This window comes from Arenibacter catalasegens (genome assembly GCF_002909235.1).
GTDB lineage: Bacteria > Bacteroidota > Bacteroidia > Flavobacteriales > Flavobacteriaceae > Arenibacter > Arenibacter catalasegens.
In genome coordinates, this window is record NZ_PHQQ01000034.1 from 20,602 (window position 1) to 45,983 (window position 25,382).

General features: G+C 37.6%; 23 protein-coding genes. 12 read left to right on the top strand and 11 right to left on the bottom strand.

All coding sequences use genetic code 11. The features are described 5' to 3' along the window. The first annotated feature begins 164 nt into the window (after window positions 1-164). From CWD90_RS20675 to CWD90_RS20685, 3 genes are read left to right on the top strand one after another with little or no spacing between them, the layout of a single operon-like run. Complete coding sequence (locus CWD90_RS20675) at window positions 165-947, top strand: MlaE family ABC transporter permease (RefSeq protein WP_103477961.1); 783 nt, start codon at window positions 165-167, stop codon at window positions 945-947. Window positions 948-951: 4 nt separating this feature from the next. Continuing rightward, window positions 952-1,731, top strand: a complete 780-nt coding sequence (locus CWD90_RS20680) for an ABC transporter ATP-binding protein (protein ID WP_103477990.1) — start codon at window positions 952-954, stop codon at window positions 1,729-1,731. A 4-nt stretch (window positions 1,732-1,735) separates the two neighbouring features. Beyond that, window positions 1,736-2,725 carry an MlaD family protein gene (locus CWD90_RS20685; protein ID WP_103477962.1) on the top strand — a complete coding sequence of 330 codons (990 nt, stop codon included), beginning with the start codon at window positions 1,736-1,738 and terminating at the stop codon, window positions 2,723-2,725. 53 nt (window positions 2,726-2,778) lie between these two features. Here the strand turns inward: CWD90_RS20685 and CWD90_RS20690 are convergent, their stop codons facing one another. The 3 genes from CWD90_RS20690 to CWD90_RS20700 are packed head-to-tail and all read right to left on the bottom strand — an operon-like array spanning window position 2,779 to window position 5,168. Further along, on the bottom strand, window positions 2,779-3,996 hold the full coding sequence (locus CWD90_RS20690; protein ID WP_103477963.1) for a metallophosphoesterase: 1,218 nt from the start codon (window positions 3,994-3,996) through the stop codon (window positions 2,779-2,781). Between the two features lie 14 nt (window positions 3,997-4,010). Next, entirely contained in the window at window positions 4,011-4,607 is a 597-nt protein-coding gene (locus CWD90_RS20695; protein WP_103477964.1) for a CDP-alcohol phosphatidyltransferase family protein, read from the bottom strand. 42 nt (window positions 4,608-4,649) lie between these two features. Further along, entirely contained in the window at window positions 4,650-5,168 is a 519-nt protein-coding gene (locus CWD90_RS20700; RefSeq protein WP_103477965.1) for a hypothetical protein, read from the bottom strand. 531 nt (window positions 5,169-5,699) lie between these two features. Here CWD90_RS20700 and CWD90_RS20705 point away from each other — a divergent pair. After that, the gene (locus CWD90_RS20705) at window positions 5,700-6,566 is read left to right on the top strand and encodes an OmpA family protein (RefSeq protein ID WP_103477966.1); all 867 of its coding nucleotides are present in this window, start codon (window positions 5,700-5,702) and stop codon (window positions 6,564-6,566) included. 568 nt (window positions 6,567-7,134) lie between these two features. After that, window positions 7,135-7,527: a DUF302 domain-containing protein gene (locus tag CWD90_RS20710; protein ID WP_103477967.1), complete on the top strand. Its 393-nt coding sequence runs from the start codon at window positions 7,135-7,137 to the stop codon at window positions 7,525-7,527. Window positions 7,528-7,530: 3 nt separating this feature from the next. Here CWD90_RS20710 and CWD90_RS20715 read toward each other — a convergent pair whose 3' ends face one another. Both CWD90_RS20715 and CWD90_RS20720 read right to left on the bottom strand, forming a co-directional pair. Continuing rightward, a complete protein-coding gene (locus CWD90_RS20715) occupies window positions 7,531-7,986 on the bottom strand; it encodes a DinB family protein (protein ID WP_103477968.1) in 456 nt (151 codons plus the stop codon). A gap of 77 nt (window positions 7,987-8,063) precedes the next feature. Then, window positions 8,064-8,321: a hypothetical protein gene (locus CWD90_RS20720; RefSeq protein WP_103477969.1), complete on the bottom strand. Its 258-nt coding sequence runs from the start codon at window positions 8,319-8,321 to the stop codon at window positions 8,064-8,066. Window positions 8,322-8,586: 265 nt separating this feature from the next. Here CWD90_RS20720 and CWD90_RS20725 point away from each other — a divergent pair, with 265 nt between their 5' ends. Together CWD90_RS20725 and CWD90_RS20730 are read left to right on the top strand one after the other, a co-directional pair. Beyond that, window positions 8,587-9,429 carry a universal stress protein gene (locus CWD90_RS20725; RefSeq protein WP_103477970.1) on the top strand — a complete coding sequence of 281 codons (843 nt, stop codon included), beginning with the start codon at window positions 8,587-8,589 and terminating at the stop codon, window positions 9,427-9,429. Window positions 9,430-9,625: 196 nt separating this feature from the next. Next, entirely contained in the window at window positions 9,626-10,339 is a 714-nt protein-coding gene (locus tag CWD90_RS20730; RefSeq protein ID WP_103477971.1) for an SDR family oxidoreductase, read from the top strand. Between the two features lies 1 nt (window position 10,340). Here the strand turns inward: CWD90_RS20730 and CWD90_RS20735 are convergent, their stop codons facing one another. The 3 genes from CWD90_RS20735 to CWD90_RS20750 form a co-directional block, all read right to left on the bottom strand. Next, window positions 10,341-13,091 carry a PD-(D/E)XK nuclease family protein gene (locus tag CWD90_RS20735; protein ID WP_103477972.1) on the bottom strand — a complete coding sequence of 917 codons (2,751 nt, stop codon included), beginning with the start codon at window positions 13,089-13,091 and terminating at the stop codon, window positions 10,341-10,343. Between the two features lie 359 nt (window positions 13,092-13,450). After that, on the bottom strand, window positions 13,451-14,791 hold the full coding sequence (locus CWD90_RS20740; RefSeq protein ID WP_103477973.1) for an OmpA family protein: 1,341 nt from the start codon (window positions 14,789-14,791) through the stop codon (window positions 13,451-13,453). A 362-nt stretch (window positions 14,792-15,153) separates the two neighbouring features. Then, window positions 15,154-18,273, bottom strand: coding sequence for a UvrD-helicase domain-containing protein (locus tag CWD90_RS20750; protein ID WP_103477975.1), 3,120 nt, complete (start codon window positions 18,271-18,273; stop codon window positions 15,154-15,156). Window positions 18,274-18,392: 119 nt separating this feature from the next. Between CWD90_RS20750 and CWD90_RS20755 the strand changes: the two genes are divergently transcribed. Beyond that, on the top strand, window positions 18,393-19,001 hold the full coding sequence (locus tag CWD90_RS20755) for a superoxide dismutase (RefSeq protein ID WP_103477976.1): 609 nt from the start codon (window positions 18,393-18,395) through the stop codon (window positions 18,999-19,001). Window positions 19,002-19,564: 563 nt separating this feature from the next. On the opposite strand, the gene CWD90_RS20760 is transcribed toward CWD90_RS20755, so the two are convergent. The 3 genes from CWD90_RS20760 to CWD90_RS20770 form a co-directional block, all read right to left on the bottom strand. Further along, window positions 19,565-20,143: a uracil-DNA glycosylase family protein gene (locus CWD90_RS20760; protein WP_103477977.1), complete on the bottom strand. Its 579-nt coding sequence runs from the start codon at window positions 20,141-20,143 to the stop codon at window positions 19,565-19,567. After that, entirely contained in the window at window positions 20,143-20,814 is a 672-nt protein-coding gene (gene rsmI, locus CWD90_RS20765) for a 16S rRNA (cytidine(1402)-2'-O)-methyltransferase (RefSeq protein ID WP_103477978.1), read from the bottom strand. Before rsmI ends, CWD90_RS20760 begins: the two co-directional genes overlap by 1 nt. Window positions 20,815-20,918: 104 nt before the next feature. Further along, the gene (locus tag CWD90_RS20770) at window positions 20,919-21,605 is read right to left on the bottom strand and encodes a hypothetical protein (RefSeq protein ID WP_103477979.1); all 687 of its coding nucleotides are present in this window, start codon (window positions 21,603-21,605) and stop codon (window positions 20,919-20,921) included. A 205-nt stretch (window positions 21,606-21,810) separates the two neighbouring features. Here CWD90_RS20770 and CWD90_RS20775 point away from each other — a divergent pair, with 205 nt between their 5' ends. The 4 genes from CWD90_RS20775 to CWD90_RS20790 all read left to right on the top strand — a co-directional run bounded on the left by CWD90_RS20775 (window position 21,811) and on the right by CWD90_RS20790 (window position 25,334). Continuing rightward, window positions 21,811-22,455, top strand: a complete 645-nt coding sequence (locus tag CWD90_RS20775; protein ID WP_103477980.1) for a thymidine kinase — start codon at window positions 21,811-21,813, stop codon at window positions 22,453-22,455. Further along, entirely contained in the window at window positions 22,448-23,554 is a 1,107-nt protein-coding gene (gene alr, locus CWD90_RS20780; RefSeq protein ID WP_103477981.1) for an alanine racemase, read from the top strand. Before CWD90_RS20775 ends, alr begins: the two co-directional genes overlap by 8 nt. Window positions 23,555-23,702: 148 nt before the next feature. Then, entirely contained in the window at window positions 23,703-24,113 is a 411-nt protein-coding gene (gene mscL, locus CWD90_RS20785; protein ID WP_103477982.1) for a large conductance mechanosensitive channel protein MscL, read from the top strand. Window positions 24,114-24,344: 231 nt separating this feature from the next. Beyond that, a complete protein-coding gene (locus CWD90_RS20790; protein WP_103477983.1) occupies window positions 24,345-25,334 on the top strand; it encodes an aspartate-semialdehyde dehydrogenase in 990 nt (329 codons plus the stop codon). Window positions 25,335-25,382 lie beyond the last annotated feature (48 nt).

A 25,382-nucleotide genomic window follows, 5' to 3' on the forward strand; every position in this document is an offset into this window, starting at 1 on the left:
CCTTATTTTAAAGACCAACTCTATATAATTGGGCGGTAGGTCTCTTTAATCTCATAAATCAATTAAAAATACATCAGTCACACCAGCACATGACATTCCTCATTTTAAGCCCTTAGCTTTCATGGTATCTTTGATTAAATAGGTCCTTACAAAAGGATTTGGGTATGGACAATACATCAACGTTATTTAAAGGGGTAAAAGAATTTTTTATAGAGATCGGTGATCTCTCTTATTTTACTGCCCGATTTTTTAAAGAGGTATTAAAACCTCCTTTCGAATTTAGGGAGTTACTGCGCCAATGCTATCAAATGGGGAACCGATCCCTGGTCTTGGTAACGATAACAGGGTTTATCATTGGCCTGGTGCTCACCCTGCAATCTAGACCCACTTTAATTCAATTTGGAGCCGTTTCCTGGATGCCCAATATGGTTGGTATCTCCATAGTAAGGGAAATAGGGCCTGTAATTACTGCCCTGATCTGCGCTGGCCGTATTGCATCAGGGATAGGAGCCGAATTAGGCTCTATGCGGGTAACCGAGCAAATTGATGCCATGGAGGTCTCGGGGACCAACCCCTTTAAATATTTGGTAATTACACGGATAATGGCCACCACTTTAATGCTGCCAATTTTAGTGATTTACGGGGATTTGGTAGCTCTTTATGGGTCGGCTTTAGTAGAAAATTTAAAGGGAGATGTTTCCTTTCAACTCTACTTTAATACGGTTTTCAATGCTTTATCCTTTGCCGACTTGGTACCAGCCACCATAAAATCGGTCTTTTTTGGATTTACCATAGGATTGGTAGGATGCTATAAGGGGTATTATTGTAAAAAAGGTACTGCAGGAGTTGGGGTAGCCGCAAATACAGCTGTGGTCATGGCATCCTTACTATTATTTGTGGTAGATTTTATAGCGGTATTTATTTCCGATATATTTTATGAACTTTAGGATTATGGATCAAAATCAAGTAGCACATACTATAGAATCAGTTAACCAAAAAAAAACGGTTATAGAGATCAATGATCTCTATAAAAGTTTCGGTGACAATCACGTATTGAACGGATTTAATATGACCCTACTAGAGGGCCAAAATCTTGTGGTAATGGGGAAATCGGGTTCTGGGAAATCGGTAATGATCAAATGCCTTGTGGGCTTGGAACAACCCGATAGTGGAACCGTTAAAATATTGGGTAAAGAAATAAATAAGCTGGACCAAAAAACTTTGGACGAATTGCGTTCCGATATCGGTTTTCTTTTTCAGGGAAGTGCATTGTACGATTCCATGACGGTCCGCGAAAATTTAGAATTTCCCATGCGCAGGCATAAAAAAAAATTGGGAGTGGTTATGGATACTGAATCTCTGGTGTTGGAAGCCTTGGAAAATGTTGGATTGGCACATACTATGAATTTAATGCCTGTAGAACTATCGGGAGGAATGAAAAGAAGGATCGCCTTGGCACGTACCCTAATTCTAAAACCAAAGGTAATCTTATATGATGAGCCTACAAGCGGATTGGACCCTATTACCTCCAAAGAGATAATAGAATTAATGAGGTCCATACAAAAGAAATACGGCACTTCCTCCCTAATTATTACCCATGATGTGGATTGTGCCAGAGTAATCTCGGAGCGAATGATCCTTTTGGTAGATGGAATTAATTACGCAGAAGGTACCTATTCGCAATTATCGCAATCTACCGACCCCAAAGTAGAAGCCTTTTTTAAAAAATAAGCATATGGCAAAGACAAAATTAGAAAACTTGAAACTCGGAATATTCGTCGTCTTCGGCACATTACTATTGGTTACGGCTGCCTATTTAATTGGAAACAGGCAGAATATGTTTGGCAAAACCATTCCTATAAGTGCTCTTTTTAAAGATGCCAACGGACTTCAAAATGGAAATAATGTGCGTTTTTCCGGGATTAATGTGGGTACGGTGAATAAAATAGAAATGATAAACGATACCACCATTCGTGTACATATGATTATCGAGGAAAAAATGCAAAATCATATTAAAAAAGATGCCGTAGCTACCATTGGTTCCGATGGCCTTGTAGGCAGTATGCTCATCAATATTGTACCTGGGAAAGGAAAGACAACCCATATTGGCCCCGGGGATGAACTGCAATCTTATAGCAGGGTTGCCACCCAAGATATGCTAAACACCCTAAACCAGACCAATGAAAATGCAGCTTTGTTGACACAGGATCTTCTAAAAGTCACTCGGTCATTGACGCAAGGCAAAGGTACCTTTGGGAGGTTGCTCAATGATTCCCTTATGGCCACTGAACTGCACCAAACCATTACCAATTTGAAACTTAGCAGTAGTGAAGCCAACAAAATGATAGGGGAAATGAACCAAATTGTAAAACAGTTCGATTTTGAGAATAGCGCTGCCGGGGTTCTCCTAAAAGACTCTATTTCCGGGGATAAAATGAGAAATGTAATTTCCCATCTAGAAAATTCCAGTATCGAAATCGAAAAAATGTCTTTGAATTTAAATTCGGTAATTGGAAATATAAAAAAAGGGAAGGGTGCCATTAACTATTTAGCATCCGATACTATACTAGTAGGGCAATTGGAGACGACCATGGAAAATGTTACGGAAGGGGTGAAAAACTTCAATGAAGTAACCGAAGCCTTGAAACATAATTTCTTGACTCGACGATATTTCAAAAAGAAAGAAAAAGAGCAAAAGAAGGAGCAGGAAAAAATAAATGAATAAGTTCCTATACCCTATTATTAATTAGTTCCACCACATGGAAATTAGTGTCAATACTACTCATTATCCAATTCTATGATTGTAATTTCGGGACGCATGCCCAAACGACCAGGGAAGCCCATCCACCCCAATCCTCGGGTTACATAAAGATACTGCTGCCCCAACTGGTATAATCCCGCCCAATGTTTGTATTTGTACTTTATGGGACTCCATTTTTTATTTCTGATATTGATCCCGGCCTGCATACCGTGTGTATGTCCAGATAGCGTGAGGGCTATATTGGTTTGATCCACCACTTCCCCACTCCAATGTGAGGGGTCGTGGGACAATAATATTTTAAATGCAATCCCGTTTACATCCAGCAGGGATTTTTTGAGGTCCCCATATTGTTTAAAGGGGGGATTGCCCCAATTCTCTACTCCCACAATAGCAATTTTATCCCCATTGTTTTCAATACATTCGGCTTCATTCAGTAAAAGCTTAAAACCAATTGCAGCATGAAAATCTTTGATATCCGTAAAGTTACTATTCCTTTCTTCCTCCGATTCCCATTTGCTGTAATCCCCGTAATCATGATTCCCCAGCACCGAATATTTACCCTCCTTAGCGGTAAGTTGCTTTAAAACTGTCTCCCAACCATTCAATTCCCATGCATAGTTATTCACCAAATCGCCCGTAAAAAAAATAAAATCCGGATTTAATTGATTAATAGTTTTAATGGCGCGGTCCAGAATATGGTAACGATAGTTAAAACTGCCCAAATGAAGATCGGATATTTGAACTATTCGCAATCCGTTAAAATTTTGCGGAAGTAATTTCGATACTACTTTAACATGATGCACCTTAAATCTGTATACCGCCCTAAATACGGCATATACGATAACAAAAAAAGGCAAAAACCCAAAAAAAACGCCAATCATAGGAATGATAAGCAAGGATTTTTCGTCTGAAATTAAAAAGTTGGAAAAATAGAGGATGGAGATAACCACTACAAATATTAGTTTGGGAATAAAGGAGGAAACCGTTAAACCATATAAGGTTGAAATAAGCAGTTGTTTTCTTTGCGGTGCTATACTCTCCAATCTAATTTTTAACACCAAAATGGAAATGATAAGCCCTATGGTAAAAAACCAAAAGGCGATATAAATACTGTTCTTTAGATTGGAAGATACAATGGGCTCCATGATAGAGCTAAGCCAATAGAAAGCCAAAGCATCTATCAGTAAAATACCAAAACATAAAAGGACTATTGCAAAAAAAGTATATGATCGCATTAATAAGGGCTTTGCTATTGGGTGTTTGTATTCTTTGGCCTTCTTTCATCACTAAGGGCCCAGAAATAACCTTTTACGTCTTCTACCCACTGATCATACATAAAGATAAGTGTAATTTCTTCAATAGTCTCCAAAACACCCAAAACAATCATGGTATAGAATAACCAATAAACCGGACCAAAAAATAACAACCATAAAATAAAAACTCCTTGAATAATGGCCGACATTTTAGCCAAATAAGTATGAAAGGCAGTTGCCCTTCCATATTTAACAAAGGCAATAGTCATTTGTAAAAGATAGGGAACAAATGCTAAAAGGATAAGAAGATAGTTTTCCTTGATAAAAGCATTTTCAAAAAAGAACAGACCGATCAACCCAATAACCAGGGTTATTTGATCTCCAATGGAATCGAGCTGTGAGCCTCTAGCACTTGTGATTTTAAGCTTTCTAGCCAAAAAGCCGTCTATTGCATCCGTACTATAACTTATGAGCAGCATCCAAGTAAACCATTCGCGTTCCCCAAACCAAATTAGACCAACCAACAAAGGAACGGCCATTATCCGGTAGAAAGAAAACCAATCGGCGATATTAAAATATTTAAAATTATACATTTCAATTAATTGGGATGATAGAATCCGATATTAAAAAGGTTATTACGACGACAGCAAATTTAGCAAGGGATTTAGTTCATTAATGATTTTCCCTACATACATAGGTGTTTCATCCATTATGGATTCTCCTGTAATTGCATCTATTCCCTCCATTCTGTAGGTACCCTGTCCTGAAGTGGTTAGGACAACCATTTTGTCCCTCTCCTCAACGGTTCTGTCCATAAACGATTTAATGGATGCTGGGGGATTCCAGTTTTCCCAAGTATGTATCACTAGCAAGGCATCGTAATTCATAAGATCCACATCCACCAATGAAGAGACATCTATTACCTTAATATAAACAGATTCCGATTTATAATAATCTACAATGGCAGTGGTAATCGTATTCTTAAATTCGCTTCCCTGAGTTGCAATTAGCAATTTGGAATTTCCTACAGGAGAATTTACCTCGTAATTTTGGACAACGTCCATAGCGTATTCTTGTTGATACCAAAGTAAAAAAGCCAAGAACAACACAGCAATGGATAATAATATGAGCAATATCTTTTTGAACTTTTTCATAATATACCTTCGATTAATTTCAAAAATGCTAGCAATAGCTTTTGAAGTGATGCTTATCGCCAATCATAAGCTGCCACATATTGAATTGGAATGGCTATGATTTTTCCTTCAACTTTGAATTATAAAGCTATTCCTTAACCGCACACCGCCCTATGACCTTTGTCAGTTATGATTGCCATTGAAGTAATAGTAGTTGGATAAGTGGCAAATGTTGTTTAGGAAAAAACACTCAATAGGAAATGTAATGATGGTATATACCTAGTCAATTGCCTCAGGGAAGGCCCATGAGCCAACGAAAGGAAACTACTTATAATATTTCGACGCCCGCCTGAACGGAACGGGCAGGCAAGTGCCAGAGCATTCAAATCTCACTTAGTGAGTAAAATCATTTAAAAAAAACATACCAATTGTCATGGCCCACCTATCTATAAATCGAAAAACAGCCATAAACGATATGATTTATATCATTTCATATTTTTCGAATAGTGCCTTTCTTTACTGAAATAGGAATCGTTCAATAAACCTTCAAATATGAAAACACTATATCTTTACGGCTTAGTACTTACCCTTTTTACATCTTGTGTTAGTCAAAAAAAATATACGTCCATGCAAGATCGGGCCGTAAATTGTGAAAATGAACTAAGCACCAGTAAGAATCAAAATAATTTATTGGAAGCCGGATTGGCCAATGAAAAAAACAGATCTAAATCCTTGGAGCAACAGATGGAATACTTCAAAAGCACCAATACAGACCTCTTGGCCCGACTATCTGATCTCTCTGTTGTGAGCAAATCTGGAGCTGAAAGCATTAAAAAATCTCTGGAAGCCTTAAACGAACAGAACAAGTATATAAAAGATCTTACCAGTACCATGCAGCGAAAGGACTCTATTAATTTGGTATTGGTCATGAACTTAAAAAGATCCTTGAACAATTTTGAGGATGAAGATATTAATATTGAAGTAAAGAAGGGAGTGGTCTATGTCTCTATTTCAGACAAGATGCTCTTCCGTTCTGGAAGTTACAACGTAAGTAATAGGGCAGAAGAAGTTATTGGTAAAATTGCCAAGATAATCAATGACCATAAGGAACTCGATATTTTAGTGGAAGGGCATACAGACAATGTCCCCATTTCTACTGATTGTATGACCGACAACTGGGATTTAAGTGTAAAAAGGGCAACGTCTATTGTACGATTAATGCAAACTAAGTTTGCAGTTGAGCCCCTTAGGATGACTGCTGGCGGGCGTTCTGAATACCTTCCAAAAACGACCAATACAACCACGGAAGGTAGAGCTATAAACCGTAGGACAGAGATAATTATTTTACCTAAACTAGATCAATTCTTTGAATTACTAGAACCGCCAACTACAAATGTCGAGGGACAAGGAAAAGGATAAAAGCGACCACGCCGGACAAGATCAATGCAGCCTATAATTAAACGGATCGGTATTGCAAAAAATGAAAAGGCTTCAAAGGCAGCTGGAAACTAAGTATTCCCGTTTCCTTTTTTAAAAGAAGAAAAAATACCGCCAACTGATTTATATCATTTTAAGCCTAATAGAAATATTCTAACTTGATGCTATTATAAAAGCAATCGTTCTTTGATAGATATAAAAATAAAGTTTCTAAGCAGTAATGCCTTAGGGACCATAATCCGGGCCCATGTATTTCTTGAGCCTAATCCGCCCCATCACCCTTTACGGATGTTGTAATTGCAACGCTCCATCTAAGACTTGGGTTAGTGGAAAAGAGCTATGTGCCCCGGACATTAAGGATTGGGATAATTAGATATCCCAATCCTTTTTATTGTTTATAGTCCTTATTAATGAAAAGCGCTACTTTACCCTATTTACGGTATGGACCACTTTAAATGGATTAAAAAAATAGAACATTAATTGCTAAATTAGAAACTGGAGACTTTTGCTTCCTGTCCTTGTTTTTTAAAAACGCAATAAAAAAATTATTATGCAATATTATTTTAATAAATCAATTGGAAATATATCTTTCGACCAAGCTGTGGAAAAAACTAGATTGGCGCTACAAGAGGAAGGCTTTGGGGTACTTACTGAAATAGATATGAAAGCTACCTTAAAGAAGAAATTGGATGTAGATTTTTATAATTATATAGTTCTGGGTGCCTGTAACGCTCCCTTTGCACATAAAGCCCTGCAGGCTGAAGATAAAATAGGCACTATGCTGCCCTGTAATGTAATTGTTATGGAAAAGGAACCTGGAATAGTGGAAATCGCAGCTGTAAACCCCATGGCATCCATGCAGGCAGTAATTAACTTGGATCTAATGAATATTGCAGATGAAGTGGGCGAGAAATTAAAAAAGGTTATAGAAAAAATCCATTAAATCCTAAGACCCATATTTCTTTATAATGGCCATTTGGCCCGAATGATAGGTGGTGTGGGAAACAATTCTTCCAAATGCCTCCGCCTTTGTCTTTGTTCCAAATTCTTTAGTAGTAATAGTCGTTTCCCAATCAATATCTTCCTGTTTTTCTACTATCGACTTTAATACTAAAAATGAATTCTGAACATATTCCAATAATTCCGTCAAATCGGTCCATTCCCCGGTATCCTTTTGGGCAATAACCGTTTTTGCAATGACCTTAACTTCCTGCCCTCCAAATACGTTTTTGGCAAAAAGAAATTCAACATCTCCTATATGTCTTATTAGAAAGCCAATACTATTGGGCGCAGGCAATAATCTTTTGCTTAAATCCTCCTCCGTCAAATTGACCAATTGGTTGGTAAACCGGGTTCTTGCCTCCTCCCACAGTGCTGTAAACAATTGCGTTTTTGATTTCATATTATTTCAAATTAATGCATTAGAATATTACTATTAAAAGAAGGGTATCCATATTTTTCAAACTCCTGAGGAATAACCTAGGCCATGGCACCCTCACTATGCAAATTAGAATTAAATGTGGAATGGAATTTAAAATGCCGTATGGGATAACCTATTCTCCATAGTTCTTGCTTCACCTGTTCCAAGGCTATTGGGCTATAATAAAGAAAAATGAGTCTTCCGGTGTCTACTTCAAGATCTATTATCCTAATATCCATAATTCGATTAAGATTACGGAGAATTATAATTTTGTCCATATCAGAAATTAAATTTCCAATTTTTGCGATTGCTTTCATGAGGTCTTGATATATAGTTATTCCAATTGTTACTAAAGTACACCACCAAATAGGATTTTGAAATGACAAAAGTCAGTTAGGGTGAAATTTAAAGAGGTATGGTTCAGCAGAAATGTATAAAAACCAGATACTCTAAAGAAGCACCTTACCCTAACATTATAAAGGGAGCCAAATTACCTTTATACACAACAGGAGGATGGCTATGACCAATATCATATTTATTATCGACAATAGTTTATAGCTTTAATTTTTCAATAAAGCTATTATGAGAACAATATTCTACGCTACCGATCGTACTGAACATTCTGTACCCGCATTAAAATACGCTTATGATTTAAGCACCAAATTAAATGCAAGCCTATTGGTGATTTATGTTCATGACATGGACCATTTACGTATCTCCGTTTCACGGCCCGTAGCCCAAATGGAATACCATGTAATCAAGGAACAGTCAGAAATTCTAACATCGTATTGCACCAAGCATTTAGGTGTTGCTGTGGATAATAAGAAATTACAAATTGAAGTGATCCAAAACGATTCGGTATCCAATGCCATTCTAGAGAAAACCAAGGATGTTGTACCTGATATGATCATCATAGGTAGAAAGGATAAACATACGGACCGTGGCCTCATTGTAGGCAATATTGGAACGGGTCTTCAGGAAAAAGTCCCCTGTCCCTTACTTATTATACCCAATACCATTAAAGAAAACCCGATTAAGACGATATTGTATGCTACGGATTTTGAAGAGGCAGATATTCTTGCTCTTAAAAAATTAGTTCCATGGGCCAAGACTCTAGGAGCTAAAATACATATAGTACATATATCAACCGAAAAGGAGTATTCCGGAAAAGAGCAGATGGAGTGGTTTAAAGAAATGCTTCAGAAAGAGGTTGATGATACTTCCATAAACTTTGCATTGATTTTTTCAGACAAGATCCAAGATAAACTTAAAGTCCACGCCAATATCATTGGGGCCGATTTATTGGTTCTTTTGGAAAGGGAAGAAAAGGGCTTTTTTCAAAAAATATTCCATAAAAGCCTGGTTGCTAAAATGGAAGAACACATCGCAATCCCTTTACTAAGTTACAATGAGCTTAACTTATAAAGTTTCCGAAAAGCAGCTTATAACATAGTAGAAAATAACCTAAGGTGTTAAACAGCTCCAGCGGCACAAGTGCCTCCCTTTATCTTAAAATTTATGTTTAAATTGATTTCATTATGATTCGAGTTTAAGAAAATAATAACGCTCAGTTTTTTATTATCCGCTCTTATAATTATAATTTCACTTAAAACTAAACAACATGAATGATTTAAAAGATAAAGTGGTCTATATAACAGGAGGTTCCAAGGGAATAGGATATGGTGTAGCAGCCAAATTATTGGCAGCCGGAATGAAGGTAGCAATTAGTAGCAGGCTAATGGAAAATGCTGAAAAAGCAGCAAAAAGCCTTGGTAAGACAGACAATGTACTGGCCATAGCCTCGGATGTTTCAACACTTGAGGATGAAAAGTCCGCAATTAAGAAGATTTTGGATAAATGGGGAAAATTGGATGTGGTGGTGGCCAATGCCGGTGTTGGACATTTTGCTCCAGTAGATCAAATTTCCGACGACCTTTGGCATGAGATGGTGAACACCAACCTAAACGGAGTTTATCACTCTCTAAAAGCCTCCGTGGAAGCCCTAAAGAAATCTAAAGGGTATTATATAACTTTGGCCAGTTTGGCAGGTACCAATTTTTTTGCCAATGGTGCAGGATATAATGCCACCAAATTTGGGGTAGTAGGCTTTACCCAAGCTGCCATGTTAGATTTAAGACCTTATGATATTAAGGTTTCTACAATAATGCCTGGTTCCGTAGCCACTAATTTTAATGGCCATGAACCGTCCAAAGAGGATGCTTGGAAGATTCAGCCAGAAGATATTGGTGAGCTCGTTCTAGATCTTTTGAACATGAATCCAAGGACATTGCCGAGCAAAATAGAGGTAAGACCTACACGACCTGATAAAAAATAACCTATACTTCCTTCTCTGTAAACGGTACAAGAGGGTTTCCAATTTCGGAAATTAAAGATTTAATAGATTCCATAAAAGAGGCAATAGTTTCCTGGGTAATGTTATTATCCTTGTTTCTACTGCCTTTTTTTTCTTTTACCGCAAATTTGAGGAGACCAGAACTTAAATTTTTGAAGGAAATTATCCCTGCTTCTATAGTCTCTATAGGTTTCATATTGTTGTACATAATGGCATAGCATAACAATTGAAAGGCTTTGCTGTAGTTATAGTCTTGTATGGCATCTTCCCAGGCCACAATTTCCACTTGGGAGCTGGTCACTGTTCCTGTTTTATAGTCGATAATTCTTATAAGTCCGTCTTTTTCATCAATCCGATCTAATTTTCCTTTTAGGACTACGGGGAAATCCAGTCCAGGAACAGTAATGTTCATTCGGAGTTTCTCCTCTACTCCCAATATCTTTATTTTATGCTGTTTCACTTCTGCCAACTCCATTTTTAGAAAATTTTCTATATATCTCACCACCACATTAAAAGCAATCAGATTTTTCCCCCTAGTAATATCACCTTCCGCAAAACTCTTGGCAAAATGGCCAATTACAGTGGTCTTTATTTTCTTTTTCATTTCTTGGAGAAAGGACTCTTCCAGATAGGTATTTAAATAAGGTTTGTAAAGATCCTCCAAAGTATCGTGTACAATAGTTCCAAAGGTATTGTTGGCTACGGTTTCTTCTACTTCCAAAATGTCATCTATCCCCAACAGATTTCTTTTATAAAAATCTATGGGATTCCTTATATAATTACTCAGGGAAGTGGGGGAAAATCCTTTGGAGGCATGCCCCTTGATCAAATCCATTAGACCCTCATCCTTAGCAATGGTCTCTAATCCCCTTACGGTTGGATTGATTTCGGGTGCTGCAATTATTTCAGTGATATCCGATAACTTATTTTCATCCGTAAGAAGTTGGGTAAGCAACCTGCTTTTCTCTCCACCTTCTAAAACATCAGGCTCCGTATTGTATACCAAATAGATATTCTTTGCCCGTTGCAATAAACGATAAAAGTGATAGGTATACACAGCATCCTTCTCTTTATAGGTAGGAAGTTTATAATATTTTTTTAGGTCGAAGGGGATAAAGGAATTATTGGACTTGCCGGAAGGTAGTATTCCTTCGTTGACCGAAGTTAGAATAACGGTTTCAAAATCCAACACCCTACTTTCCAACATTCCCATGATTTGCAAGCCTTCCAAAGGTTCACCTTGAAAATCGAGGGTTTCGTTCCTTACAATTTCCAAATAAAGGCTTTCCAAAGATTGTAGGTCGTCAGCAAAAGCATATTGCGACATCATATCCTGAAGTTGATTGAACAGGGAGTAAAACTTATACAAATACTCCAAGCCAAGGGAATCTTCGGATAGTAAAAACTTTTCCCTAAGTATTTGAATAATTTGATGGCATTTATTTAGAAAAATTGTTCCGGAAACCTTCTCCTTAAAAAAAAGTATGCTTAGCAATTGATCATTATCCCCTAGTATGGAGCTCAAATTATCTTTACTTATAAATGCCCAATTCTTCATCCTAATAGCTTCGCTCAAATCAGCTGCGATATTGCGCTCCTTTTCGGTACATAGAATTTGTATATAAGGATGTGACAAAAAATCCAGCAGCTGTTGAAAATACCACCCCTGTGCATCCTTTTTTAAGTGTAAAGAAAGATATTGCGAAAACAGACTGGCCAACGGGGTGCTTTTTAAAGGATAACCCATCGTAATGTTTACGGTGTCCAATTCAGAGGGTATAGCGTTCAAAAGTGGATTCAACAAGGTTTCATCACCCAAGACTATTGCCGTGTTCTTAAGTATGTCCCCATCCTCTTCTTTAAGTTTCAATAAAAGGTTCCCAACATACTTGGCCTGGGAAACATTCTTGGGCACACCTATTATATTAATATTCTTTTTGGATAAATAATTGTTTTCAACTCCTTTTAAGGCTTTCCCCTTAAGCCAAGGCCAAGTATTTTGGTGTTGTCTTATAAAATAACCGGCATCATGTATTGGGTCTTCCACAAAATAAGCATCGCCATCCCAAAAAATATCCGCCTTACTATTGGCCAATACTTCCTGAATTATAAATGATTCAGCCTTATTAAGGGCATTAAAGCCAGCGAAAATATGTGTCTTGCCTTTGTTATTCCCCAAATATTCTTTCAACTGTTCACAGGCCGTGCGATAAATTAGCCCCTGATGGCCTAAATTTTTAGCTTTCAACAAATCATTAAAAGCAGTATAAAGCGGATCAAGATTGTTCCAGAATTTAATGTAATTCGTGATTATTTCCGATTTTTCCTTCTGTAATGACCAGTGATTAATTTCCTGAATGTCTGCCAAATAGGAAAATAAATCTTTGGAATCTATTAAGTATCTATCGATCTCATTAAAATCCTGCAATAAGGTCTGCCCCCATTTGGCAAAGGTGGAAAAGTTATCCTTTTCGCCATATTCAATTGCTGAATAAGCCTTATATAGTGTAAAAAGTTGCTCCATACTTGAAGCTGGCTGCAGATCGGATATATGTTCTACAAAGCCCTCTATACTGTAAATTTTAGGGGAAAATATAGTTTTACTGGCTGTATTGGCCAAGGTTGTCCTTAAAATAGTCCCTGCCCTTTTACTGGGCAATATTAAGATTATGTTGTCGAAGGTATCATAGGTATTTAATAAATCATCAACTACCTGTTGGAGAAAACTTTTCATCGGTTAAATCATCATAATTTTTACAGTCTGAACTTACCTGCAATTATGCAAGTTTATTTTGCAGATCCATTTTTGGTCCCATTAATCATCCTGAGATTTTGTCAGAACATCCACTCGTATATTTAAAAAAGATCTTCAAGACACTGTCTTTAGCTTCGACCTTAAAATTCGTTTTAGAAATATGGGGTAATTTAATTATAAAAAACAGAAAGAAGGCAACCACTCTGTTCTATCATGGAAATTATAATAATTTATGGTTAGGGAATATATTCTGGTAATTTATCCTTGTTCATTTAAAAACAAAAAAAGCCCCGCTATATAGCGGGGCTTTCCTTTATAGTTATAAAACTACTTGGAAATTACTTTACCAAGTTAATTTCAACTCTTCTGTTTTGCTTTCTACCAGCATTAGTATTGTTGGTAGCGATAGGCTTATCCTCACCATATCCTATGGCAGATAATCTAAACTCTTCAATACCTTTCTCTACTAAGAAAGTTTTTACTGAAAGCGCTCTTGACTCAGATAATTTCTGGTTCAAAGAATTACTACCTACACTATCAGTATGACCTTCTACTGTAAATTTAGCAGTAGGGTACTCTTTAAGGATAGTGATAATATCAACCATTACAGAAGTAGATTCTGCTTTGATTGAAGATTTACCAGTATCAAATAAGATTGTTCTAGCATATTCGTTCAATTGCTTCTGAACTTCTTCAGTAACTTCAGGACAACCTTGGTTAGCTACAGTTCCGGCAACATCTGGACATTTATCATCTTTATCCAATACACCGTCACCATCTTTATCTTGGTAAGGACATCCTTTGTTAGCTGCAGGACCAGCTTCGTTAGGACAAGCATCATCTTTATCAGCAACACCGTCACCGTCTGCATCTGGACAACCAGCTAAAGCAGCAATACCAGCTTCGTTAGGACAAGCATCATCTTTATCAGCAATACCATCACCGTCTGCATCTGGACAACCGTTCATTTCTTTTGAACCAGCTTCGTTAGGACAAGCATCTTTGCTATCCTCGATACCATCACCGTCTGCATCTGGACATCCGTTGAAAATCTCTAAACCAGCAACCTCTGGACAAGCATCATCTTTGTCGTAGATTCCGTCACCATCTGTGTCAGTACCACCAAATTTGATGGCTATACCGGCCATATGTTGGAAATGCTTAGCTAAATAATCTTCAAAAGCATGCTTGTAAGACGTCTGTAAGGTTAAACCGATGTTCTCTGTGAACCAAAGGTTAAGTCCAATACCACCATTTACGGTACCAGCACCAACTTCGTCTATCCAAGTATAACCACCACCAATTTCAATGAATGGATCGATTACTGTACTTTTTAAGAAATTATATTTTATTGTACCATCAAGACCATAGTGAGACAAATCGTCTACACTAACATCTCCCAATTTGTCAATACGGTTCAAAGAACCTCTTGCTCCAATTGAGAACCCACTACCTACATACTTAGATACTCCTACATAAGAAATAGATGGAAGGATGTTCCAATGGTCTGTTGCATTAAAGAATTCATTCCCAAAAGTGCTCACATCTCCGGTAGGGTAAACGTCAATTGCGTTAGCTCCGAAACTTACTTGCCAAGGGTTATTCTCGTCTTGCGCTTGTACGTTGTTAAAACCTACAATAAGTAGGGCAACAACCAATAATTTGCTAAGATGTTTCATGTTCAAATTTTTAAGTTTAAGTGTTTATTAGCTGCAAATGTAAGTTGTTAAAAATTATTAACAAAATCATTTTCTTAATTTTTTTAACGTATTTCATGCGAAAAAAGACGCATTTAAACGATATTCAATGTTGTGCCTACCTCAGTAAATGCTGTTATTGCCCAATCCCAGTGCTCAATATCATGGAATTTGGGCGGTTGTACGCAAATTCCTGCTTTTCCTTGAGGTACGACTGAGCATAGAATACTATGACATAAACACCCTTTTGCAGCTAGATATTACCCATTTTACACACCAACTTTACACCATCGCGAATTCTGGAAGAAATAGCGGAAAATCCTTCTATAATAATATAAGACCCTCTAGATAAAGTCCAAAGTAATTTCCTCATTAATGTAAACAAGAATTTTATTTTCAATTTCATATCCCATCGCTACCAGAGCATCTGCATAAGAATAAATTTGTTCGTGGTAGGAAGGATTCCGTTTACCCGTCTTATAATCTATTATGGTAGCGCTGTTATCCTTTATTACTATTCTGTCCGGACGAAGTACTTTTCCACTCTTGGTTAGAATGTCCTGTTCGTTCTTTATAAGGTTTCCTTTATCAAAGTAGCTATTTAGCTTTGGATGGTTGGCAATGGTCTTTATCCTTTGTCTCATCCCAGCGCTATCCTCCTGAGAAAGGTCCCCATTCCTAATAAGCCCATCAACAGCATTATCTATGTCCTCAACAGTCTCTATTAGCCCCATAACAAAATGTAATAAATTCCCCTTACTAAGGGCATTTCCCCTTTCCGTATCCCATAGGGCACCAGACCTGGTCAGGATCCTAAACTCCGGCCGCTCCTTAAAAGTGTAGAGATGGGATATTTTTTCCTGATGTTCACCGTGATTGCCAGGTTCATCCTGAATTTCAAGATTTCCAAACTGATAACAAGTCTTGGTCTCCTCCCAAATAGCTTTTACCTTTAAATAGTGAATAAACAATCCGGAGTAATAATTAGGTTTGTGCTCTCCCTTTTGGGTAAGGTCTTTCTTTGAAATTACATAAAGCCCCTTTTCAGCCCTAGTCATTGCTACATACAATAGATTAAAGGCATCCAGCTCCAATTTATGCTGTTCCTCATAGTAAAGGGCTTCCGCTTCTGTACCGTAAGTAATAACTTCCTGTTTTTTATTTATCAGAATCTCCTCAAACCCATTAAAGGAATCAGGGTTTACAGGCAGCCATAATTTTGCATCCCTTTCTTCATATATGTTAGTATTGGCAAAAGGAAAGATTACAATTGGAAATTCCAAACCCTTGGATTTATGCACGGTCATAATTTGAACGGCATCTACATTTTCCGGTGCTGTTATGCTTAAACTTTCCTTTTTCTTCTCCCAATGTGCCAAAAAGACTTGGGTATTGGTACCTTCTTTTTGTTCCACTTCCAAAACAACATCCAAAAAATAGGTTATATAGGCATCCGAAGTGTCTGCCAATCCAAATTTTTTAATAGCATATTCCAAACCGTCATAAACTGAGGATTGTCCAAGAATTTTCACATTAAACCCATATGACTTAATCAACAACTCGGCTACCTTATCAATATTGCTATATATAAAATGATGCCTGTTTTCCATGTCCTCGGATAAAAAGCTCAAGATTTCATAACATCTCTCCATTTCGTTGGACTGTAGACTAAAATGCAATAAATTAACCAAGAACCTTACCTTGGGGTTACTGTTTAACAAAAGCGTTTCCGATGAAATAATGGGGATTTTATGCTGCATTAAGAAATCTGCCAACAAAATACCATGTTTTTTCTTACGGGTAAGGATGCATATATCCCTTAGGGAATAGTTCTTTTCCAAAACCTCCTTCAAGATATTCATTACTGATTTACAGTATTCCTCGTCCTCGTCCTGGGATTCCTCCACGTCTATAAATGAAAGCTGTACCAAACCACCTTTTTTGCTATTGTAGTGTTGACTATTGCCCTCCACAAATAATTGGTTATAAACACTGTTCTCCAGAAAGGGGCTGGTGACTGTGAAAAAATCGTTATTAAATTTTATCACTTCCTCATGACTTCGATAATTGGCAGGAAGATTTGCCGTTTTTGGTGGAATTACAAACGGATTTTCCTTTAGGTTGATAAGGTTTAAAAACTGTTCCGCCTTTCCGCCTCTCCACCGGTATATAGCCTGTTTGGCATCACCCACCAAAAGTAAAGAACCTATTTTACCTTGATCATCCACACTTTCCAATGCATTACCAATTAACGGTATTAAGTTATTCCATTGCATTTCGGAGGTATCCTGAAACTCATCCACAAAATAATGACGGTATTTTTCTCCAATTCGTTCATAAATAAAAGGGGCAGGCTGATCCTTAATCTCTTTCGATATTATACTATTGAACGAGGAAATAGGCAAAAGGTCACGGTCCTTTTCAAGATTCTTTATTTCATTTTGTATAGCGCTCAAAACCGTTAGAGGAACTATGTTGTTATATCCATTTTTGAGTAGTGATAAAACAATGGTGTTCACTTTTATTTCATTAAACAGACCAATAAACCTTGGATGGAGTCCGTCCAATATATTTTTGATGTCTTCATGGCAGGCCTTGGTGTACAAGGGATCTGTTTCAAAATTTTGTTTCCAAGCCGCGGTGAAATCTACATTTAAATCGCCAGCGGCAATTTTTGCAATAAATTTTGGAAAGTAGCCCGATTTAAAATTATTGACTTCCAGATTATTCTCTTCAATAATCCTTAGGATTTCCGTCGCCCAGTTTACAATTTTTGCTTCACTAGCCTGAATTTGCAAAACCAAATCCTTTTTCAGATCCAGAAAATCATCAATTCCCTTGTCTTCCAGTTTTTTTAAATGTGTAGCTTGATTTTCATTAAATAATAAAGTTCCTATTTTTTGCAAGTCAAAGGCAATATCCCAACTTTTATCACCGTCTATTTTTTCCAATGCAAAATCGATCAACACCTTGGTTAATTGAGTATCGGTGCCAGCCTTATTGATCAGTTTGGCAATGGCCTCATCCAACAGTAATTTGGTATCCAGGACTACCTCAAAATTCTGGGGTAGTTTTAAATCTTTTGCGAAAGTCCTTATCAACCTGTGGGTGAACTTATCGATAGTGGAAACATCAAAAAAGGCATAATTATGTAGTATCTCCTTTAGTACCTTCTTGGATCTATGTTTTAAGGTACTTAAATCGATCCCTAATTCCTGGGATATATCCACTAACATAGGAGGAGATTCATCACTAATGGACAGTTTGCCAAAAGCAAAGAGACTCCCTAAAATTCGCTGTTTCATTTCATTTACCGCCTTGTTGGTAAACGTAATGGCCAGAATACTACGATAATTCTTATTAAAATCTGTAGAAAGGATTATTTTTAAATACTCTTTAGCAAGGGTGTAGGTTTTGCCGGAGCCAGCAGAGGCGTTATATATTTTGTAAGGAGCGTCCTGCACGTTATTTTAGTCGCAAAATAAGCAATATTAAACAGTTCTTAACAATTTATTAGCTGAATTTATATCATAAAACCGTAATTTTGGGAAACAACATTTTTTAACATAAAAACAATAACATTATGGCTTTCGAATTACCTAAATTACCATATGCGTACGACGCTTTGGAACCACATATTGATGCCAGGACTATGGAAATACACCATACCAAGCACCACAACGGGTATACTACCAATTTAAACAACGCTATTGAAGGAACAGATCTGGCAAAAAAATCCATCTTGGATATATTGGCCAACTTGGACATGTCCAATGCAGCTGTAAGAAACAATGGAGGAGGATTCTTTAACCATTCCTTGTTTTGGGAAGTTATGTCGCCAAATGGTGGCGGACAACCTTCTGGAGAACTTGCCGATGCTATAAAATCTGCATATGGTTCTTTCGAATCTTTTAAGGATGCTTTTGCTAAAGCAGCAGCAACAAGATTTGGTTCTGGTTGGGCTTGGTTATGTGTTCATAAAGGAGGAAAAGTGGAAATATGCTCTACTCCAAACCAAGACAATCCAATTATGCCGGGAACAGGCTGCGGAGGATCTCCAATTTTGGGCTTGGATGTATGGGAACATGCCTATTACCTAAATTATCAGAATAGAAGACCAGACTACATCAATGCATTTTTTAATGTAGTTGATTGGGATAAGGTAGCTGCTTCTTATAAGGCGAATAAATAGGGGTTACGTTAATAAGGAAAACCTTATTAGAATATCCTTTGTATTGCCAAGTATTAATTTTAGGTTACTTAATTAAGGCAATCCACATAATAATTAAAAGTCCGCTCATTAAAACTTTTTTAATGAGCGGACTTTTTTTGTTTCCAGAAAATAGAAAAGGGTGGAGAAGCCTCCACCCTTTTCGTCCCAAATCTTACCATAAACTTAACCTACTTATGCTATGGCGATACTAAAATACTGGTATTGTGAGAAATAACAAAAATATTTATGGCTTTTTATCTGCGAATTTTTTTGATGATGATCATTATCAAAGGTGAAAAGTTATCCCTACATGGTTAAAATACTGATATTCAGCAATAAAAAAGGCGAAGCTTAGCTCCGCCTTTTTTCCCCAAATCTTACCATGAACTTAACCTACTTATGCTATGGTCCACCAAAAGTAATCTAAAGATAACGGCGTAAAAAAGGTTTTAGACCAACGTCCCAATTATAGGTTAAAATACTTTTGGAGCAGGATATTGCACAGCTTGCTAGAATAATTTGAAATAAAAATCAGAGGCAAATCAGCCATTATGAATTATATGGGCGACTCTTTCCTGCAATGCAGGTACCACCTCATGTAAAAACCATGGATTTTTAGTCTGCCAAAACCTATTTCTAGGAGATGGATGGGGTAGTGGAATGTATTTAGGTAAAAATTCCCGATAGCCTTTCACCGTTTCGGTCAAATTTATTTTCGTGCTCTCTCCTAGATAATAATTCTGCGCATAGGCACCAATGAGTATAATCAATTCCAAATTGGGCATTTTGCTCAGCAGTGCATTATGCCACAGAGGGGCACATTCGGGTCTAGGGGGAAGGTCTCCCCCATTCCCCTTCCCGGGATAGCAAAAACCCATTGGCATTAATGCTATTTTGCTTTCATCATAAAATAAGGCATCCGAAATATTAAGCCATTGCCTAAGCTGCCTGCCACTGGGGTCGTCCCATGGTATTCCCGTTAGATGGACCTTGTTTCCTGGAGCTTGGCCAATAATGATAATCTTCGCGTTGGTATGTGCTGCTACTATTGGCCTAGGGCCTAAAGGCAAGTAGGCCTTGCATACTTGACAACTTCTTATTTCCGATAATAATTGTTCCATTATTTCTTGCCAGCCACCACAATAACAATCTCTCCTTTGGGTGGGTTATCTGTATAATGCTGTAAGACCTCCTTTACTGTTCCCCGTATGGTTTCTTCATACATTTTTGACAACTCTCGCGAAACCGAAATTAACCTGTCCGGTCCAAAATAAGTCTCAAAATGGGACAATGTCTTAACCAATTTATGTGGGGATTCATAAATAATCATGGTCCTAGGTTCCTCTGCCAATAAAGTGAACCTGGTTTGTCTTCCTTTTTTAACCGGCAAAAAGCCTTCGAAAACAAATTTATCATTGGGTAGACCACTATTTACCAAAGCAGGGACAAATGCAGTTGCACCGGGCAGACAGTCTACCTCAATATTATTTTCAACACAGGCACGGGTTAACAAAAAACCGGGGTCGGATATGGCCGGAGTCCCGGCATCCGAAATCAACGCAATAATCTCCCCTGTCTGCAAGCGCCTTACAATACCTTCTACCGTTTTATGCTCATTGTGCATATGGTGACTTTGCATTGGGGTTTCAATATTGTAATGGTGCAATAATTTACCACTAGTGCGGGTATCTTCTGCCAAAATAAGGTCAACCTCTTTGAGCACCCTAATAGCACGTAATGTAATATCCTCTAAATTACCTATAGGAGTAGGTACTATATATAATTTCCCCATTAATTCTATTAAACACCTACTTTAAACTAAATAGCAGGTAAGAGGTGGCAAAAATAATGAATCTGATACCTCATAAATTCCATTAGCGGCGATTAAATTCCACTTTACGCAAATTTACGGGCAATTACAGTCATAAATCGTTGTTCGTAATCTTCTTTTCCCTCCCAATTGTTATAGTCAGGTTTTACCATGTTGGTAATAAATGAAACAGAACGTTCTTCACTGTCTATGGTACTTAACTGGGACAACACCCTATTGTAGTCTTCCATATTATTGTTGAACAGATGTTTTACAAATGCCAAGCGATCATTCAAATCTACTTTCAGCACTTTTTTAGGACTGTGTTCCACAGATTGTGCGGTACCACCCACTTTCACAGTTTTCACTTCCTTGGGCATAAATAAGTCCTTATCGTTCTTTATCAAATCCGGTTTATTGGTAAACTGGGATAAAACCTCGTCTATGGTTGTAGCACCGGGCATTTCCGATATCATACCCTTAATGGTATCGATACCTGGAGTAATGATATCCTCTTCATGCGGATTACTTTCTGGAACCGAGGAATTTGCATTTAAAACCGAATTGGCCATCTTTTCAAATTTGGCCGCTATGGCATTCTTGGAGACATCGATCTCTACCTCATTTAATTTTTCTTCAATATATTTGAGAACGGCCAACTTTTCATATAGTTCCTTGGCAGTTTCATACAAAGCCGAGAAATCGTTTAAGTTTCTCGAGGTAATTATTTCTGTTGACAATTTTCTCAATTCTTCTTTAAGTCTCTTTTTCATCTGAACATATTTTGATAATTAATTGGAGCTCCACTTGAATTCCAATAAAGCAATTCCTAACAAGTAATTATTGGTGGTTAAAAAACTAAGTAAACAAGATTACCAACTTTTACCAACATTAATACCAGAAGGATGATTTTTTTAATAATTTTATGCCTCCTAATTAACAAACGGAAAACATATTACTTTCGTCTAAAATTACAAAATGTTTCTTGAAAATACTGTTAACCCTAAAGAACAATTCGGTTGGATCGAAGTAATCTGCGGTTCTATGTTCTCTGGCAAGACAGAGGAACTGATCCGCCGGTTAAAAAGAGCCAAATTTGCCAAGCAAAAAGTGGAAATATTTAAGCCCATGGTAGATAAAAGATACCATGAGGAGATGGTGGTGTCCCACGATGCGAACGAAATTAGATCCACCCCGGTACCAGCCGCAGCAAATATTCGACTCTTGGCAGACGACTGCGACGTGGTGGGAATAGATGAGGCCCAATTCTTCGATGATGAAATCATCACTGTTTGCAACGATCTGGCCAACAAAGGTATACGGGTCGTCGTAGCCGGATTGGATATGGATTTCAAAGGCAATCCTTTTGGACCTATGCCGGCACTTATGGCTACTGCGGAGTACGTTACCAAAGTACATGCCGTTTGTACACGTACAGGCAACTTGGCCAACTATAGTTTTAGAAAGACCAACAACGACAAATTGGTATTTCTTGGAGAAACTGAAGAATATGAACCCCTAAGTAGAGCTGCATACTACAAAGCCATGTTAAAGGAAAAATTAAGCGACATTGAAGTTTCTTCCGTGGAAGTACTACCTCCTCAAAAAAAAACGAATGACTAAGGTTGGAGAAACTGTTCTGGAAATTGACCTTAGGGCACTGGAGCATAATTATCATCATTTAAGATCCAAAATTAATCCCAGTACTAGATTTCTAGGAGTGGTGAAGGCATTCGCCTATGGCAGTGATTCCATTGCCGTTGCCAAAAAATTGGAATCCCTGGGTGCAGATTACCTGGCAGTAGCTTATACCAGTGAAGGAGTTGCCTTGAGGAACGCAGGAATAAAATTGCCCATTTTAGTACTTCATCCCCAACAGGTGAGTTTTACTACCATGATAGAAAAATGTCTGGAACCCAGTCTTTATTCCCTGTCTATTTTAAGCTCCTTCTTGAAATTAGCAAAAGATCTGGGCCAAAAAGATTATCCAGTACATTTAAAATTCAACACCGGTTTAAACAGATTGGGATTTGGAGAAAATGACATAAATTTTATTCTTAGATCTCTTGAGGGGGCAGATCAAATTAGAATCAGTTCGCTATTTTCACATTTAGCCGCCTCTGAAGACTTAAATGAAACCGATTTTACCTTAGGACAGATTCAACTTTTCGAAAAAATTAGTTCGCAACTTATTGCTAAATTAAACTACAGGCCCTCAAGACATATGTTGAACACTTCAGGGATAATCAATTATCCAGAAGCACAGTATGATATGGTTAGAAGTGGAATTGGCATCTACGGTTTTGGTAATGAAGCCTCAGAGGATGAAAAATTAATCCCCGTTGCTACCCTAAAAACAATCATATCACAGATTCACAAAATTGAACCAAATGAAAGCGTAGGTTACAATAGGGCCTTTGTTTCCAATACTCCTAAAGTAACGGCAACACTTCCTTTAGGGCACGCAGATGGGATTGGCCGACAGTACGGCAATCGTGTTGGACAAGTTTCCGTACATGGAAAGTTGGCCCCTATCATCGGGAACGTATGTATGGATATGATTATGGTGGATGTCACAGGAATTGATTGCAAGGAAGGTGACGAGGTCATTGTTTTTGGCAAGAAACCCAGTGCAGAATTTTTAGCCTCCTCTGCCAAAACGATAACTTACGAGCTTCTTACTGGAATTTCGCAGCGAGTTAAAAGAATTTATATTGATTAGTATTTCCTGTACCCAACTTGCCTTGTATCCTCAATGAATACTACCAATTAAAAAATATGTCTTTAGGATAAAAAGTTATTTTAACGTTTTGTTAAGACCACTTTTTAAACTAAATTGCAAGTACTATTAATCACATAAAACACTAATTATGTTCAAGGAATTTAAGGATTTTATTATGACCGGCAATGTCATTGATTTAGCCGTTGCTGTGCTGTTAGCAGGAGCTGCAGGTTTGGTTGTCAGTGGATTTGTCAACGATATCATGATGCCTATTGTAGGATTTTTTACGGGAGGCGTAGATTTCTCCGATATGCAATATGTTCTTTCAGAGGCGGTCATGGCTGCAGACGGAACGGTTGAAAAACCAGAAAGTGCCATCCGTTATGGAGCTTGGGTAAATTCTATAATCAACTTAATTATTGTTGGTTTTGTTTTGTTCATGATTGTAAAAGCATACAATAAAACAAAAACTCCACCTGCACCTCCTGCTCCAGAAGCTCCCAAAGGGCCAAGTCAAGAGGAACTTTTGACTCAAATCAGGGATTTATTAAAAAAATAATATCACTTTGAAACATATTGGACTTTGAAGTCTATTCAAAGTCCGACCGCTACACTACCAACTAACCAATAAAAACCGTCAACTAAGATTCGCTATCCAAGTTGACGGTTCTTTTTTACTTAATAGTTTTATTTGTAACAATTTGTTATATTTTTAATAAATTATAATTTATGTATTGTTTAATATGCTATAATCAGTACATTTGCCAACTTAAATTTTAATTTAATCGTAATGAAAGTAGCTGTAGTTGGTGCAACAGGAATGGTAGGGGAAGTGATGCTAAAAGTATTGGCAGAACGTAATTTTCCAGTAACTGAATTATTGGTCGTCGCCTCTGAAAGATCAGTGGGGAAAAAATTAACCTTCCAAGGTAAAGAACATACTCTTATTGGCCTAGAAACTGCCGTAGCCGCCAAACCGGATATTGCCATTTTTTCAGCCGGTGGAGATACTTCTTTGGAGTGGGCCCCAAAATTTGCTGCCGTTGGTACCACGGTTATAGATAATTCCTCAGCATGGCGTATGGATCCCACCAAAAAATTGGTGGTCCCCGAAATAAACGCTTCTGAGTTAAGTAAGGATGATAAAATTATCGCAAACCCAAACTGTTCTACTATTCAGATGGTATTGGCGTTATCATCCCTACACACTAAATACAAAATGAAAAGAGTAGTCGTTTCTACCTATCAGTCAGTTTCCGGAACAGGGGTAAAGGCTGTTCAGCAATTGGAGAATGAAATTGCCGGAATACAAGGAGAAATGGCATATCCATATCCTATTGGAAAAAATGCCCTGCCCCATTGCGACGTGTTTTTGGACAATGGCTATACGAAAGAAGAGATGAAGCTGGCACAGGAGCCACAAAAAATATTCAATGATAGAACATTCTCCGTAACTGCAACTGCTGTTCGCATCCCCACCGCCGGAGGTCATTCAGAGTCAGTAAACGTAGAATTTGAAAACGATTTTGAACTATCCGAAGTAAGAAGATTATTAAGTGAAACCCCAGGAATTGTTGTTCAGGACAACACGGATACCAATACCTACCCTATGCCCATTTATGCACATGGTAAGGATGATGTTTTTGTTGGCCGGATTAGACGGGATGAAACACAGCCCAATACTTTGAACATGTGGATTGTTGCGGACAACCTACGAAAGGGAGCAGCAACCAACGCGGTACAAATTGCAGAATATTTGGTTCAGCACCAATTAGTATAGTAGATCTAATCCTTCCCTTAGGCAATCAAAAGTCGAGGAAAAGAATGT